General features: G+C 70.8%; 14 protein-coding genes and 1 rRNA gene. 6 read left to right on the forward strand and 9 right to left on the reverse strand.

Going from position 1 to position 14840, the window contains the following annotated elements:
• The first annotated feature begins 148 nt into the window (after window positions 1–148).
• Window positions 149–265: ribosomal RNA gene (gene rrf / locus ACGFML_RS00005) — 5S ribosomal RNA — on the forward strand.
• A gap of 115 nt (window positions 266–380) precedes the next feature.
• Window positions 381–908, forward strand: a complete 528-nt coding sequence (locus ACGFML_RS00010; protein ID WP_393538261.1) for a GNAT family N-acetyltransferase — start codon at window positions 381–383, stop codon at window positions 906–908.
• A gap of 73 nt (window positions 909–981) precedes the next feature.
• On the opposite strand, the gene ACGFML_RS00015 is transcribed toward ACGFML_RS00010, so the two are convergent.
• The 7 genes from ACGFML_RS00015 to ACGFML_RS00045 all read right to left on the reverse strand — a co-directional run bounded on the left by ACGFML_RS00015 (window position 982) and on the right by ACGFML_RS00045 (window position 9134).
• On the reverse strand, window positions 982–2682 hold the full coding sequence (locus tag ACGFML_RS00015) for a type VI secretion protein (protein ID WP_393538263.1): 1701 nt from the start codon (window positions 2680–2682) through the stop codon (window positions 982–984).
• Window positions 2649–4073 (reverse strand): ATP-binding protein, encoded by a 1425-nt coding sequence (locus ACGFML_RS00020; protein ID WP_393540305.1) that lies wholly within the window; start codon window positions 4071–4073, stop codon window positions 2649–2651. The genes ACGFML_RS00015 and ACGFML_RS00020 overlap by 34 nt, the downstream gene beginning before the upstream one ends.
• 28 nt (window positions 4074–4101) lie before the next feature.
• Window positions 4102–5664, reverse strand: coding sequence for an SCO6880 family protein (locus ACGFML_RS00025; RefSeq protein WP_393538266.1), 1563 nt, complete (start codon window positions 5662–5664; stop codon window positions 4102–4104).
• A complete protein-coding gene (locus tag ACGFML_RS00030; protein WP_393538269.1) occupies window positions 5661–6986 on the reverse strand; it encodes a hypothetical protein in 1326 nt (441 codons plus the stop codon). Before ACGFML_RS00030 ends, ACGFML_RS00025 begins: the two co-directional genes overlap by 4 nt.
• Complete coding sequence (locus ACGFML_RS00035; protein WP_393538271.1) at window positions 6976–7821, reverse strand: hypothetical protein; 846 nt, start codon at window positions 7819–7821, stop codon at window positions 6976–6978. The genes ACGFML_RS00030 and ACGFML_RS00035 overlap by 11 nt, the downstream gene beginning before the upstream one ends.
• Before the next feature lie 532 nt (window positions 7822–8353).
• Complete coding sequence (locus tag ACGFML_RS00040; protein ID WP_033266422.1) at window positions 8354–8662, reverse strand: hypothetical protein; 309 nt, start codon at window positions 8660–8662, stop codon at window positions 8354–8356.
• A 349-nt stretch (window positions 8663–9011) separates the two neighbouring features.
• Window positions 9012–9134, reverse strand: a complete 123-nt coding sequence (locus ACGFML_RS00045) for a hypothetical protein (RefSeq protein ID WP_393538273.1) — start codon at window positions 9132–9134, stop codon at window positions 9012–9014.
• 206 nt (window positions 9135–9340) lie between these two features.
• Between ACGFML_RS00045 and ACGFML_RS00050 the strand changes: the two genes are divergently transcribed.
• Together ACGFML_RS00050 and ACGFML_RS00055 are read left to right on the forward strand one after the other, a co-directional pair.
• Entirely contained in the window at window positions 9341–10345 is a 1005-nt protein-coding gene (locus tag ACGFML_RS00050) for an NlpC/P60 family protein (RefSeq protein WP_393538275.1), read from the forward strand.
• A 243-nt stretch (window positions 10346–10588) separates the two neighbouring features.
• Window positions 10589–11347 (forward strand): phosphatase PAP2 family protein, encoded by a 759-nt coding sequence (locus ACGFML_RS00055; RefSeq protein ID WP_393538277.1) that lies wholly within the window; start codon window positions 10589–10591, stop codon window positions 11345–11347.
• A gap of 72 nt (window positions 11348–11419) precedes the next feature.
• Here ACGFML_RS00055 and ACGFML_RS00060 read toward each other — a convergent pair whose 3' ends face one another.
• Both ACGFML_RS00060 and ACGFML_RS00065 read right to left on the reverse strand, forming a co-directional pair.
• Entirely contained in the window at window positions 11420–13027 is a 1608-nt protein-coding gene (locus tag ACGFML_RS00060) for an FAD-binding oxidoreductase (RefSeq protein WP_393538279.1), read from the reverse strand.
• Window positions 13028–13292: 265 nt separating this feature from the next.
• On the reverse strand, window positions 13293–13466 hold the full coding sequence (locus ACGFML_RS00065) for a hypothetical protein (RefSeq protein WP_393538281.1): 174 nt from the start codon (window positions 13464–13466) through the stop codon (window positions 13293–13295).
• A 116-nt stretch (window positions 13467–13582) separates the two neighbouring features.
• Here ACGFML_RS00065 and ACGFML_RS00070 point away from each other — a divergent pair, with 116 nt between their 5' ends.
• Both ACGFML_RS00070 and ACGFML_RS00075 read left to right on the forward strand, forming a co-directional pair.
• A complete protein-coding gene (locus tag ACGFML_RS00070; protein ID WP_393538283.1) occupies window positions 13583–14440 on the forward strand; it encodes a hypothetical protein in 858 nt (285 codons plus the stop codon).
• Between the two features lie 162 nt (window positions 14441–14602).
• On the forward strand, window positions 14603–14818 hold the full coding sequence (locus ACGFML_RS00075; RefSeq protein ID WP_393540307.1) for a hypothetical protein: 216 nt from the start codon (window positions 14603–14605) through the stop codon (window positions 14816–14818).
• The last annotated feature ends 22 nt before the right edge of the window (window positions 14819–14840 follow it).

Genomic DNA, 14840 nt, shown 5'->3' on the forward strand with positions numbered 1-14840 from the left:
GGTTGATAGGCCAGATATGGAAGCCTGGTAACGGGTGGAGTTGACTGGTACTAATAGGCCGAGGGCTTGTCCTCAGTTGCTCGCGTCCACTGTGTAGGTTCTGAAGTAACGACCTGTGTTGATGCCGGGTTGGTCAACTTCATAGTGTTTCGGTGGTCATTGCGTTAGGGAAACGCCCGGTTACATTTCGAACCCGGAAGCTAAGCCTTTCAGCGCCGATGGTACTGCAGGGGGGACCCTGTGGGAGAGTAGGACGCCGCCGAACAATTTTTAGAAAATGCCTCATTCCCCGAGTTTCGGCTCGGAGAATGAGGCATTTTTGCGTTCGGGATCTTTTATGTCGCCGGCAGATGGTCCGGGGTACTGCGATGCTGAGCCGCATGGGTTACGTGATCAGGCCGGTGCAGGCGGATGAATGGCGGCAGCTCAAGGAGCTGCGTTTGGCGGCGTTGTCCGATCCGGTGGCCCGGGTGGCGTTCACCCAGACTTTTGCGGCGGCGGCCGGCCGCCCGGATACGTACTGGCAGCAGGTGGCGACACCCGGCGGCGGGGACAACAGGGCGCTCACGTTCGTCGGTGAGGGCGACGACGGCAGGTGGGGCGGCATGGTGGTGGTGCTCGTGGAGGAGCACGAGGACATGCCGCAGACGCACCTGGTGGCGGTGTACATGCGGCCCGAGCACCGGGGGTCCGGGCTGGCGCGGGAGCTGTTCGGGGCCGCCGTCGAGTGGTCGTGGAGCCTGACGGACCCGGTGGTGCAACGCGTACGGCTGTGGGTGCACGAGGAGAACGAACGTGCCGCGGCCTTCTACCGCTCACTGGGGTTTGCGGAGACGGGGCGGACCATGGCCGACCCGAAGGACGAGACGGCCGTGGAGCGGGAGATGGCACTGGTCAGGGACGCATGAGGTGAGGAGCGGGCACGGGCGGCGGGGCGGGAGCACCGGGGACTGGCCGCCGGAGAGACCGTCGCCGGGGTTCTCAGACAGGCAGGGGCTGGTGGGGCCAGCGGGCGCGGGCCTGTTCCGGGGAGCGCATGGTGGCCAGGGTGTGGAGGCCGCGTGGGGGGCCCGGTTCGAGGAGGCCGGGGAGCGCGGGCAGGGGGGCGAGCGCCGCGATGTCGTCCAGGACCAGGGTGACTGGTGGGTCGAGCCGACCGTCAGATGACCGTTCGGCCATGCGGCGGCCGTGCTCGACCACGTGCGAGAGGAGTGCGGTGAGCAGTGGCATCGCACCCGGGTCGGTACGCGGATCCTCGATGGGCTCGCCTACCACGTAGAGCGTTCCCCCCTCGTCGAGGAATGATTCGAGAATGAGCGAATCCGCTCGGGGAGGATTGCAGGCGTCGCGGATGTGGATCGAGGAGAGAGCGGTCAGCGCGTGGCCGATCAACTCCTTGGCCATCTCGCGGCGTTCGGCGTGTGCCGTGAGCACGGATTCCAGCTCGCCGGCCTGACCGCCGGACGCCTTGGGGCTGGTACGCAGGATGCGCACGGGTTCCTGTGCGGCGCCTGTGGCGTGGGCCCAGCGGTGCAGCTGGCGGAACGGGCGGCCGTCGATGGCGGCGGCATGCAGCCAGCAGCGCAGCAGGGTCTGGGCGGCGTCCGCGACGGCCGAGTCCAGCGTGCTTGTCGGGCGGACGGGGGCCAGCAGGGCGGCGGCGCGGGCGGTGGCCGTGGCGATGTCCTCGCAGCCTGCGGTCGGCGACCAGCGCAGCCGGGCCGGGGTGTCGAGGCGGTGTGTGGGGTCGTAGGTCAGCAGTGGGCCGAGTTTGGCGCGGGCGTCCTTGGTGTCGGCCCAGAGCGCGGGGTCGGTGGTGGCGACGATCAGTGGGCCTTCGGCGGCGGTCACGGCGGCGGCTGCGGCGGCGCGGGCGGCGGTGCGGTCCGGGGTGAAGTGGACGCGGGGAAAGGCAGGTTGGGGCAGGGCCGCCGTTGCTGCGGCCGGTTCCGTGGTGCCGGCCGGTTCCATGAGGGAAGCCAGGACGGCGGCGTTCACCTCTTCGGGTGATTCGGCCGATGTGGTGTCGATTGGGGAATCGGGCGCGGTGGCGGGCCGTTGGTCGGGGAGAAGGCCGGCGGCGGGCGGGGTGGAAGTGCCGGTCGCGGCGGGGGACTTCCGGAGGGAAGCGGGGGGCGGGGCAGATGCGGGTTCAGGTGCCGGGGTGTGGGTGGGGGGAGCCGTCGTCGCGGGCTCGGCCGCCGCCTCCTGGGCTCTCGCGCGGGCCGCTTGGCGGCGTGCGGTGCGTACGGCGCGATGGCGGGTGACCGTGCCCAGCGTGAAGATCGTCAGAACCAGCAGCACCATCAGCTCGCCGATCAGGATGCCCCAGAACAGGCCGTAACCGGAGAGCCGGCCCTTGGGAGCGTCGGGCCAGGCTGCGGGCAGGTCGTGCGGGGCGGAGACGAGGTGGCGCAGGGCCATGGGGGTGCCCGGGTAGGTGACTCCGGAGGGCCAGGCGCCGTGGGCCAGCAGCCCGGCCAGGCCGGTTGCCGTCCAGACCAGCAGGGTCAGGCCGAGGAGGAAGAGGAGGAGCCCGATGAGCAGCGCGTCGGGGACGCCGCGCTCGCGACCGCGAGCACCCCTGTCGTCGGGGTCGCGCCTGCCGTCGTATCTGCCATGACGCCGTTCCGGCTCGTATCCGCGTGTCACGCCACCGTCTCGCTCGACTCGTCCCGCCATTGCCGCTCCATCGCCATGGCTTCGGCGCGTGCCTCCGCCTCGGCGTCCGCCGCGGCTTCGAGGGCGCGTGCCTCGTCCGTCGGCATGGCGGAGGACTCGGTCATCGCCCGGTCGGTGTAGACCAGCGGGCGTTCGGCCTCGGTGATGAGGTGTTTGACGACCTGGACGTTGCCGTTGACGTCCCAGACCGCGATGCCGGGGGTGAGTGTCGGGATGATCTCGACGGCCCAGCGAGGCAGACCGAGGACCTGGCCGGTGGCGCGGGCCTCGTCGGCTTTCTGGGCGTAGATGGTCCGGGTCGAGGCCATTTTGAGGATTGCCGCGGCCTCCCGGGCCGCGGCGCCGTCGACCACGTCGCTGAGGTGGTGGACGACGGCCACGAAGGACAGGCCGAGTCGTCGGCCGAACTTGAGCAGGCGCTGGAAGAGCTGAGCCACGAAGGGGGAGTTGATGATGTGCCAGGCCTCCTCGACCAGGAAGATGCGCTTCTTCCGGTCGGGACGGATCCAGGTGTGTTCCAGCCATACGCCGACGATCGCCATCAGGATGGGCATGGCGATGGAGTTGCGGTCGATGTGCGAGAGGTCGAAGACGATCAGGGGTGCGTCGAGGTCGATGCCCGCCGTCGTCGGGCCGTCGAACATACCGCGCAGGTCACCGTCGACGAGGCGGTCCAGGACCAGCGCCACGTCCAGGCCCCAGGCCCGTACGTCGTCTATGTCGACGTTCATGGCTTCCGCCGACTCCGCCTCGGGGTGACGGAGCTGCTCGACGATGTCGGTGAGGACGGGCTGGCGGTTGGTGATGGTCTCGGTGACGTAGGCGTGTGCCACCTTGAGGGCGAAGCCGGAGCGTTCGTCCAGGCCGTGCCCCATCGCGACCTCGATGATCGTTCGGAGCAGGGCCAGTTGGCCGGTGGCGGTGATCGAGGGGTCGAGCGGGTTGAGGCGGATTCCGCCGTTGAGGGCGGCTGTGGGGTCCAGGCGGATGGGGGTTATTCCCAGCTCCTGGGCGATGAGGTTCCATTCGCCGACGCCGTCCTCGCCCTGGGCGTCCAGGACGACGACCTGCCGGTCGCGGAAGCGGAGCTGGCGCAGGACGTAGGTCTTCTCCAGTGCGGACTTGCCGTTGCCGGATTCGCCGAGGACCAGCCAGTGGGGCGCCGGGAGCTGTTGACCGTAGAGCTGGAAGGGGTCGTAGATGTAGCCCTTGCCGCTGTAGACCTCGCGGCCGATGATCACGCCGGAGTCGCCGAGGCCGGGGGCCGCGGTCGGCAGGTACACGGCCTGGGCCTGGCCGGTGGAGGTGCGTACGGGCAGCCGTGTCGTCTCCACCTTCCCGAACAGGAAGCTGGTGAAAGCGTCGGTGAGGGCACCGAGCGGATCGAACATGGCCATGACGTACGCGCCTCCCAGCGGCTTAGCGGCGGATCCCGGTCGCGAACGGCAGGGTGTTGACGAACGCCCGGTGGTGCTCGCGGTCGCACCACTCCAGCTTGAGGTAGGACTTGCCGGCCGAGGCGCGGATGGTGCGCTTGTCGCGGGCGAGTGCCTCGGGTGAGCGGGAGGAGACCGTGATGTAGCCGACGAGGTTGACGCCTGCCGCGCCGGAGGCCAGGTCCTCGCCCCGCTGGTCGACACGGCCGTGGTGTGCGACATCGCGGGGGTCGACGACGCGGTTCATCTTCGCCGCGCGGCTGGCCTCGGCGTCGTCGTTCGTCTTCTCCGTCAGCATCCGTTCGATGGCGACCTCGGTGGGCTCCAGGTCCATGCAGACGGCGACCGTACGGATCACGTCGGGGGTGTGTACCAGGAGGGGGGCGAGGAAGTTGACGCCCACCGGGGTCAGCGGCCACTCCTTGACCCAGGCGGTGGAGTGGCACCAGGGCGCGCGGGTCGTCGACTCGCGGGTCTTGGCCTGGAGGTAGGTCGGTTGGGTGGCGTCCAGTTCGGCAGGCCAGGCGTTGCGCTTGCTCATCGCCTGGATGTGGTCGATGGGGTGGTCCGGGTCGTACATGGAGTGCACGAGGGAGGCGAGGCGACCCTGGCCCAGCGGCTGGCGTACGCGGATGTCGGCCTCCGCGAGCCGGGCGCAGATGTCGGTCAGCTCGCGGGCCATGACGACGGCGAGGCCGGCGTCGCGGTCCAGTTTCTTGCCGAGCAGGCCCCCGCGGTGGGTACGCGCCGCACGCGCCATGGTGTGGGCCTCGGCGGCCAGTTCGCGGGTGTAGTGCATGCAGGCGACGAGGTAGGCGCGGTGCTGCTCGGAGGAGGTGGAGACCATCGACTGGAGCTGGTCGTAGGAATCCTGCAGCCAGTGGGGGGAGTTGCGGTCGCCGCGCTGGGTGACGTCCTTGGCGTGCGCGTCCGGATCGGCGGGCAGGGTGCGCGCCAGGATCTGCAGGCGGGTGACGAATCCGTCCCCGTTGGCGACGTGCTTGAGGAGGGTCCCGAAGCGGTCGACCAGCGCCTCCTGGTCCTCGCTGTCGCGGAGGCCGACGCCCGGGCCCTCGATCTCGATCGCCGCGGTCACGGTCCGCCGGTCGGCGTGCAGCAGTACGGCGATCTCGTCCGGACCGAAGGGGGCGGCCAGCCAGTTGATCCGGCCGATGCCGGGCGGTGGACCGATCTCGATCTCGCGACCGTCGAGCCGGGTGCCCGCCTCGGTGGCGCCGGAGCGGTAGACGGCGCTGCTGCGGACCGTACGGCGGTAGCTGCGGTTGACCTCGAACCACTTGTAGAACGTACGGCCCTTGTACGGGACGTAGACGGCGGCGAGGCCGAGCATCGGGAAGCCCGTGAGCGTGGCGATCCGCAGCGGGAGCACCGGCACCAGGAGGCCGCACATCATGCCGAGGAACGCGCCCGCGATGATCAGCGCGATCTCGCCGGTCTCGCGGTTCTTGCCGACGATCGCGTTGGGCCGGGCGCGGCCGATCAGATAGGTGCGCCGGGGTGCGATCGGGTGGGAGTGCGTGCTCAACGCCCATCACCTCCTGCTGTCTTGCCAGTGCGGGCGCTGGTGCTCGGACCGGATTTGGGGTTCGTACGGGGAGCGGGGGGCGCGGCCCGGCCGCCGCCGGTGCGCGAGCTGTGCGCGGCGACGCCGCCGGCCACGGCGTCGGCCGGGCGGGACTGGCCGCCCTGGGCGCTCTGCCCGCCCTGGCCGCCGCCGTCGCCGGATCGGCGCGAACTGTGCGTCTTGATGCCCTGGGACACCAGCGCGGCGGGTGAGCTGAGCACGGCGGCCGCGGCGTTCTCCGCGCCGCGGCTCATCCGGTTGTTGCGGGACGTGGCGATCTCGTCTCCGAAGCCGGGGACGAAGCGGTAGATCATGGCGCTGGCGAAGATGGCGAGCAGGATGATCGCGAGGCCGGAGACGACCGCGGAGAAGGCGTTGGGGCCCTTGTCCGAGGAGAGCGCGCCGGCGATGCCGAGCACTATCACGATGACCGGTTTCACCATGATCACTGCGATCATGACGCCCGCCCAGCGGCGCACGTGCGCCCACATGTTCTTGTCGACCAACCCTGCGTACACGACCGTGCCGAGCAGCGCGCCGACGTACAGGAGCGCGGCGCGGACCACCAGCTCCAGCCAGAGCACACCGGCTGCGAGCACGGACACCAGGGACACCACGATCAGCATGATCGGGCCGCCGCCGATGTCCGTCCCCTTGGTGAGCGCCTGGGAGAACGCCCCGAAAAAGGTGTCGGTCTGGGCCCCGGTCCCCTTCGCGATGATCTCGGTGACGCTGTCGGTCGCCGAGACGACCGTGTAGAGGATGAGCGGGGTGAAGGCGGAGGCGAGGACGGTCAGCCAGAGGAAGCCGACCGCTTCGCTGATCGCCTCGGTGAGCCGTACCCCGCGGACCGCGCGCTTGGCGACGGCGAGCAGCCACAGCACCAGGGTCAGCACGGTGGAGGCCGCGAAGACGACCGCGTACTGGCGCAGGAAGGCCGCGTTGGTGAAGTCGACCTGGGAGGTTGCCTTTACGGCCTCGGACAGCTTGGTGACGATCCACGCGGCGGCTTTGGCGCAGCCTTTGGCCAGGGAGGTGAGGGGGTCGAGGGGGTTGTTGTCGAGGGGGTTGGTGGAGGGGAGCTTGGGGGAGCCGGAACCGGATCCGGCTTTGTCGCCGGATTGGCAGTAGTCCTTGGCGGGGCCACGGATGAGGTCGCAGGGGTCACTTCCGGGCTTGGGATCCGGGGCAGCGACGGCACGTGTGGCCAGGAGGATCGCGGCTGTCTGGATACCCGTCACCAACGCTGTGAGCGAGAGGGTGCGGCGACTGTTAGCGGGCATAAGTGAACCCTCCGAACCCTTGCACGGCCTTGGTCATGTCTTTTGCCGATGCGGCGGCCTGGTCCCGCCCGACCGGAGCTGGCCCGTCCTTCTGCGTGAAGTACGTGACCTTCCAGTCCCCGTCGATCCACTTGAGGTCGAATGTGTTCGTGTACCAGCTCTCCGACACGGGGTTCTTGGACTCGGTACCCGCGAGACCGAAGAGGGCGGAGTACCAGACCGAGACCTTGGCGGAGTCGGCCTTGAACGACTCGATCTTTGTCCCGACCGGGTTGGCGCGGGAGACAAAGGTCATGCCGCTGGGGGCGCTGCCGTTCGGCTTCAGGCCGATGCGCCCGAGGAATCGAGGATCGGAGTACACCTTGTCGAGGTCGCTCTTGCGCGCGGCTGCTACTGCCGGTGCATACACGGCCTTAGCGATTTCTTGCCGCCTCGCCGATTGGTACATCCCGTCGCTCGTGAGCGCCACCGCATAGTTCGCCGCCGCCGACTGTGCCCCCTGTTCCGTCTTGGCGAAGCCCGTGGCGATGGTGCCGTGTTTGCCGGTGACGGGCTTGGTGCCGGTGGGGGCGGTGGGCTGGGTGTCGGCGCTCTTGGGGGAGTCGTCTGAGGCGGTCTCGCCGGTGCCGCCGTCGCCGCGGTTGGCGAAGGCGATGGCGGCGATCAGCAGGACGACCACGCCGACGGCCATCACGAGGTTCCGGCTGGACATGCCGGCCCGGGGCCGGCGTCCGGTGCCGTAGGTGTCGCCTTCGCCGTCGGGAAGTCTCGTACGGGTCTGGCCCGTCTCGGGGCCCCGGTCGCCGCCGTAGCCGCCGTCGTCGCTGAGACTCATCGCGCCTGTGCCCCCTCTGCCGCCGTCGCCGTCCGTGCCGGTGTTGTGCCGCCTTCATATGACCGTAGCCGCGTGGGCGGCGGCTCGGGCGAAGTGGTACGAGTACATCTCACGGTGACGGATCCTCAGATGCTGGGCGGCAGAGGCGAATGGGGGACTCTGGGGTATTTGTTCCGATCGCCTGCGCCGCGGTTGCCGGGGCCTTCTTCTCTCCGGAAGCACCTGTCCCCGCGCAGCGGCCCGCCCAATCGGCCCGCTGGTGGCAGGGCCGGCGCGCGAGTGACGGGGGCGGCGGCGGGCCGGGGTGAGTGGGCGTCAGCATGTGGCCTCGGCAGGGGAGGTGGGGCCGGTGGAGGCGAGTGGGGGCACGGGGGCGGCGGAGGGGTGGCGGACGGGGGCGCACGGGGGCGGTGCGTGGAGACAGGGGCGGGGGCAGGAGCAGGGCGTGCCGGGGGCGTTGCCGGGCGGCGGCGACTGCGGGGCGGTGGGCGGCTGCCGGGCCGCGGTATGGCCGTGGGGCCGGGTGCGACCGCTAGACCGCCATTCCGTAGACGATGGTGAAGAGGGTGCCGAGGGATCCGATGATGAAGACCCCGGTCAGGCCGGCCACGATCAGCCCCTTGCCCTGCTCGGCGCTGAAGGTGTCGCGCAGCGCGGTGGCGCCGATGCGCTGCTTGGCCGCGCCCCAGATCGCGATGCCGAGGCACAGCAGGATCGCGACCGCCATGACCACTTCGACCATCACTCGCGCCTCGTTGCCCAGGCTGCCGAACGGCCCCCAGTCCGGGGCGATTCCGCCGATGATGGTGGTGATGTCGCCCTTTTCTGCTGCAAGGATCATGTGTGACATGTATGAACTCACCGCCCCTTATGGGTTGTTGTGTGCTGCGTCGAAAGGCACAGTCAGCCTCTATCTTCGCTGACGAAGACGCCGTCAGAAGTCGACTTGGCGGCTTTCTTTGAAGGATCCCGTGGGAGAGGTGTGTGCGTGGGCACTCACGTCGCCCCTTGAGCCCATTTGTCTCACTGTGTGTATCACGGTCGATAACCCTGAGCAATGATTGTCGGGGGGCGGTGGCCGGCCGGTCGTGCCCGGTCTGTCGGGCCGGTCAGGTCCCGGAATCCGCGGCCGCGGGCGGCGTTGGGCGGGGCCGGGGGAGTCGGGGGACGCCCGCGGGGGCGGGGCCGGTCTACTCGGGGGCGTGGGACACGGCGAAGATCATGACGAGCGCCACGAGGTGGATGGCGAACAGGAAGTACCCCACGCGCCACCACAGGTGGCGGCTCATCTGTTTCGGGTTGTTCTGGTCCATCGGGTGCGTCCCGTCCTAGGCGTCCTGCTCAGTGTCGCGTATCCCGGCCACCGCACGTGCCGGGCGGCGGTGCCCCCGACCGTTCTCCGCGGCGGTGTGCCCCCGACGCTTCCCCGCGCCGTCCCGTGCCCCGCCATGCGGCCGTAAATCGCGCGTGGGTACGGGAAAATCCGGTGAACCCGGTGCGGATGGGGGAGGGTTGGGGGGTGCGGAAATTCTGGGTTGCGGGTGGCCTCGGTGTGGGGCTGGTGCTCTGCCTGCTCGGGCTGCTGGTGGTGGGGACGTATTCGGCGGCGGCCGGTCTGGCGGGCGCCGGGGAGCGTGCTGTCGGGCTGGCCAAGGGGGCGGTGCCGGCCGCGTATCAGTCGTTGGTGCAGAAGTGGGGAACGCTCTGCCCGGCGATCAGCCCGTCGCTGCTGGCGGCGCAGCTCTATCAGGAGAGCGGCTGGAACCCGAAGGCCCAGAGTCCGGCGGCCGCGCAGGGGATGGCGCAGTTCATCCCCGGGACGTGGCAGACGCATGGCGTGGACGGGAACGGCGACGGCAAGCGGGACGTGTGGGACCCGGAGGACGCCATTCCGTCGGCCGCCTCGTACGACTGCGAGCTGGCCAAGTACGTGAAGAACGCGGCGGGGAACGCCACGCACAACATGCTGGCCGCGTACAACGCGGGGGCGTACCGGGTGATCCAGTACAACGGGGTGCCGCCGTACCGCGAGACGCAGAACTACGTGAAGACGATCACGACGCTGGCGAAGAGCTTCGAGGCGCCGACGGGGCCGGTGGCGTCGTCGAAGCAGGCCGCGGCCGCCATCTACTACGCCCAGGAGAAGCTGGGGACGAGGTATTTGTGGGGCGGGACCGGCACGGCGCAGCAGGGCGGGCGGTTCGACTGTTCCGGGCTGACCCAGGCCGCGTACCACTCGGTGGGCATCGAGCTGCCGCGGGTGGCGAACGACCAGTGGAACGCCGGGCCGCATCCGCAGCGGAGCGAGCTGCTCCCGGGCGATTTGGTGTTCTTCGCGTACGACCTCAAGGACCCGCGGTCGATCCACCACGTGGGGCTCTACGTCGGCGGCGGCTACATGATCAACGCCCCGTACACGGGGGCCGTCATTCGGTTCGACAAGATCGATACGCCGGACTACATCGGGGCGACCCGGGTCACGTCGGATGGCGCGAAAGCGCTGCCGCGTGCGCGTGCTGCGTGAAGATGGGGCCGGAGCGGGGCTCAACCCGGCCCTGAACTGCGGCGATGAGTCAAGCTTCGATAACGTCCTGGTGATCATCCGGTGGAGAGTGGAACGCCGGAGGGCGGCCCCGCGTTTCCTTGGCGTGGGGACGTGTGGACGTATCCGGGCCGACAGCACGGGACACGGCAGACGCTCGACGATCACGGGGGCAGGCAGCACACACAGGCGCTCGCGCGCGCGAAAGGTAAGGGGTCGCGGCAGATGGCTGGACTCGCACTGGAGGGGCCGAACCCCGATGTCGACGTGCTCGACGGCATCAACGGCCTTGCGAAGGATGCGCCGCACTGGGTCAACCGCGCGATGGAGTACATCGGTGAGTACGGCATCATCGCCGCGCTCGGCGTGCTGTGCCTGATCGCCTGGTGGGCCGCGCGCCGCAAGCCGGACGCGCCCGCCGCCGTCGCAGGTCTGGTCTGGGCGCCGCTGGCGGCCGGTCTCGCGCTGCTCGCCAACATCCCGATCCGGGCGTTCGTGGAGCGGCCGCGGCCGTTCAAGGATCACGCCGGGCTGGAAGTGCTGATCCCGAGCAAGAGCGACTTCTCGTTCGTGAGCGACCATGCGACGTTGACCATGGCGGTCGGCGTGGGGCTGTTCGTCGCCCACCGGAAGTACGGGCTGGCAGGGATCGCGCTGGCGCTGGCCGAGGGGTTCTGCCGCGTGTACATGGGCGTGCACTACCCGACCGACGTGGTGGGCGGGTTCGCGCTGGGCACGGCCGTGGCGCTGCTGCTGGCACCGGTCGCGCAGGCCCTGCTCGTGCCGCTGATGACGGCGATCGGGCGCTCGCGGGTCGGTTGGATCAGCTGGCTGGTGCAGGCTCCGGGCGGGCGTGCGGCGGATGCCGGCGACGGCCGGGCGGACGCCGCCGCCGAGCAGGACGCCGACGGTGCGCGGACGGTGGCCGGCGGCTCGCCGGTACGGGCGCGGCGCCGGGAGCGGGACAAGGATCTGGCTGCCTGAGCGGGCCCCGGACAGCGCGGGACGGCCCGGCCCCCGGCGAGGGGGCCGGGCCGTCCCGCGTGTGCAGAGGGTTCAGAGCGCCTGCGGGAAGGTGCTGAACAGCCGCTGCGGGTCGTAGCTCCGCTTGACCTTGGCGAGGCGGTCCGCGGCCGGCCCGTAGTAGGCGGTCTTCCAGTCGGTGAGCGCCGGGTCCGTGTAGTTCTGGTAGGCGGCGCCGGAGGAGTGGCGGCGCATGGCGTCATGGAAGGAATTCAGCCATGCGGTGCGGGTGGTGGGGGAGCCGTTGGCCGGCCAGGACGTCAAGTACTGGGCCAGGAAACGGGATCCGCGGTGGACGAACGCGGTGTCGGTGCGGCCCACGCGGTTGATGGCGCCGCCCAGCGCCGTCAGGGCGACGTTGCCGTTGACGCCCTTGCGGCCGCCGCTCTCGATCTGTGCCATCAGGGTCTGGATGCCGGCCGCGGAGAGCGAGCGGTCGAAGAAGTGCGAGCGGGCGGCGTAGGTCTCGCGGCCCAGTTGGCCGGCGCCGGTCTGGCCGGGGAGGCTGCCCGGCGTATGGCACTGGCCGGTGGTCTTGGACGAGCAGCCCGCGTAGGACTCCATCGCGTCCAGGTAGCCGGTCGGGGTGAGGTGGACACTGGTGGCGGGGCCGGGGCCGCCGGGCTGGTCCGCGAGCTTGTCGACGGCGTTCTGGAGGTCGCGGTAGCTGCCCAGGGAGAAGGCGGCGACGGAGACGGACGGGGTGCCGCCGGGGCGCGCGTCGAGATGGCAGGCGGACCATATCTCGTCGGCCTGCACCGGGCCCCACTTCTGCCAGGAGGCCACCACCTTCGCCGCCTTGGCCCACGGCCAGGTCATGTACGCCATCACCGCGCGCGGCGCCGGATGCGTACGGAAGCGGAGGTCGGTGACCACGCCGAAGTTGCCGTTGCCCGCGCCGCGCAGCGCCCAGAAGAGGTCGGAGTGGTGGGAGGCGTCGCACTCGACGGTCTTGCCGTCGGCGGTGACGACCGTGGCGCCCACGAGGCTGTCGCAGGTCAGGCCGTACGCGCGGGAGGCGACGCCATGGCCGCCGCCGAGGGTGAGGCCGGATATGCCGACGGTGGGGCAGGAGCCGCCGGGGATCGTCACGCCGTGCGGGGCCAGGCCCTCGTAGACGTCGATGAGTTTGGCGCCGGCGCCGATGCGGGTGACGCCGCCGGACGGTGCGCCGACCTTGGAGAGGGCGGAGACGTCGATGACGAGCTTGCCGTTGCCGCTGGACCAGCCCGCGTAGGAGTGGCCGCCGCTGCGGATGGCGATCTGGGTGTCGTAACGGCGGGCGAAGGCCAGGCATTCGGCGATGTCCGACGGGTGCCGGACATAGGCGATGGCCGAGGGTTTCAGCCCGTCGTAGCGGGTGTTGTAGAGGCGGCGGGCGGTGGCGTACGCCGCGTCCGAGGCCTGTATCAGCTTGCCGTCCAGGCTCTTGCCGAGTGCGGTCCAGGAGGACCGGGTGGCCCGGCCGGCGGCGATGCGCGCGGGGGCGGAGGCCGCGTTGGTCTGTGCCGCGCCGGTGGCGGTCGCGCCGGCGGAGGGCGCCGCACCCGCCTTGCCGGTCTTGGTGTCGCAGCCGGTGGCCCAGGCGACCGAGGTCGCCGCGAGTCCGCTGCCGGCGTGCAGGAGTGTGCGCCGCTTCACAGGAATGTGTCCCCCTCGATGTGTACGGTCCGGCCCCGCCCGCCGTTCGCCGGCCGGTGTTCACGAGGCGTGTGCGAGGGGCGGATCGCCGCACGGAGGGGCAGCACGGACGTCAGCCGTGGTGTCCGGAAATGACCCGTGTTGACGCGGTACTTGCTGCTTTACCGCGCCCGACGGCGGCCATGAAATCTGCTGCCGTGCGGTGTTCCGCTCCCCTCTTACCCAGATGCGCGGGGGGCGTTGGGGGTTCCCGGTGCGGGCCGGGTCATTCCGCAGGGCGTTCCGCTTCGCCCTCGGCGGCGGTGTGATGGCGCACGGCGTCCGTACGAGCCTGGGAGCGGGCGCGGCGGGCGGGCCCCCGCCAGCCGCAGTCGCAACGGGCGTGGCAGAAGGATCCGCGCTCGGCGGTGGAGGTCGCGTGCGGGGCTCGGTGGGGCACGCCGCCACGCTACGCGCCCCGAGGGGGGCTGCGTGACGGGCGGCCGGTTTCGGTCGTTGAACGGGACGGCCGGTACCGGCCGTCCCGAACACAGCGGCCGAGGGGGCTCGTACGCGATGGTGCAGGACAGACGAGGTGGCGGCACGGTCGTCATGGCCGTGGCGTGCGGGACGGGCCTGGCCGCCGGGCTCCTGGCGACGGGCTGTTCCTCCGACGGCGCCGCCGCCGACGACCAGGCGTTCCCGGACCGGGGTGCGGCCGCCTCCGAGGTGCTGGGTAGCGCGGACGCGCTGGTTCGGGCCGGCTCCGCGCGGGTCAGTACGGCGATGGAGACCGCGAGCGGCGGCACCCGCGTCGCCATCCGGAGCAGCGGTGTCTATGACTTCCGCACGGGCAGCGGCCGGCTGAGTGTCCTGCTGCCGGACCCCGCGGACCGGCCCGGTGAGGGCCGTCAGCCGATCACCGAGATCCTGGCGCCCGGTGCGCTGTTCATGAAGAACCGCGGAGCCGGCGTCCCGGCGGACAAATGGGTCAGGGTGGCGACCGCCTCGCTGGACGACGGGAATCTGGTCACCGGCGGTGTGACCGATCCGCTGGCCGCCGCGGAACTGCTGCGGGGCGCGCATGGGGTGACGTACCGGGGTGAGGAGCGGCTGGGCGGGGTGGCCGTCCGGCACTATCGGGGCATTGCGGACATCGGGTCGGCGGCCGGGAAGGCGTCGCGGCGCAGCCGGCCGGCGCTGGTTGCCGCGGAGAAAGGGTTCACCACCCACGCCGTGCCGTTCGACGCGTATCTCGACGACGCCGGGCGGCTGCGCAAGGTGCGCCAGCGGTTCCGGTTCGCCAACGGTGTGCCCAACGGGGCGCCGGTGACGTCTGTCACAGAGCTTTCCGGCTTCGGGGCGAAGGCGGTGGTGGGTCTGCCGCGGGACCGGGACATCTACGCCGGGAAGATCGCGTCGGCGGGGCGGTAGCGGGGCGGTGGCCGGATTCGTGGCGTGCGTTCGCCCCGGGCATCTGCCGGGGGCGACTGCCGGATGGCGTAAATGGTCCATCCGTGCCATGCGCGGAGCGTGTGCCCGTCCCTACGCTGGACCGTGACCACCAGAGGCGTGGCAAGGCGCTCGAAGGAGGAGGTGTTGTCCGTGGCCGCGCACCGCCATGCAACGGTTCAGGACCCCGTAGCCCTCGACGAGATCGACCTGGCTGGTGAGTTGATGATCGCGGCAGCGGCCGCCGAGGAGGATCGGCTCAGCCCGGACCGTATCGACGAGGTGCTGGACGTGGACGGCCCCGACGGTGGGCAGGCGGGGCTGGTGCCGCCGCCCCCGGGCCCGGCGGAGCGCGCCTGACGGGGCGCCGGCCTCCGCGGCC

The sequence above is a fragment of the Streptomyces sp. NPDC048650 genome (genome assembly GCF_043199095.1).
Classification (GTDB): domain Bacteria; phylum Actinomycetota; class Actinomycetes; order Streptomycetales; family Streptomycetaceae; genus Streptomyces.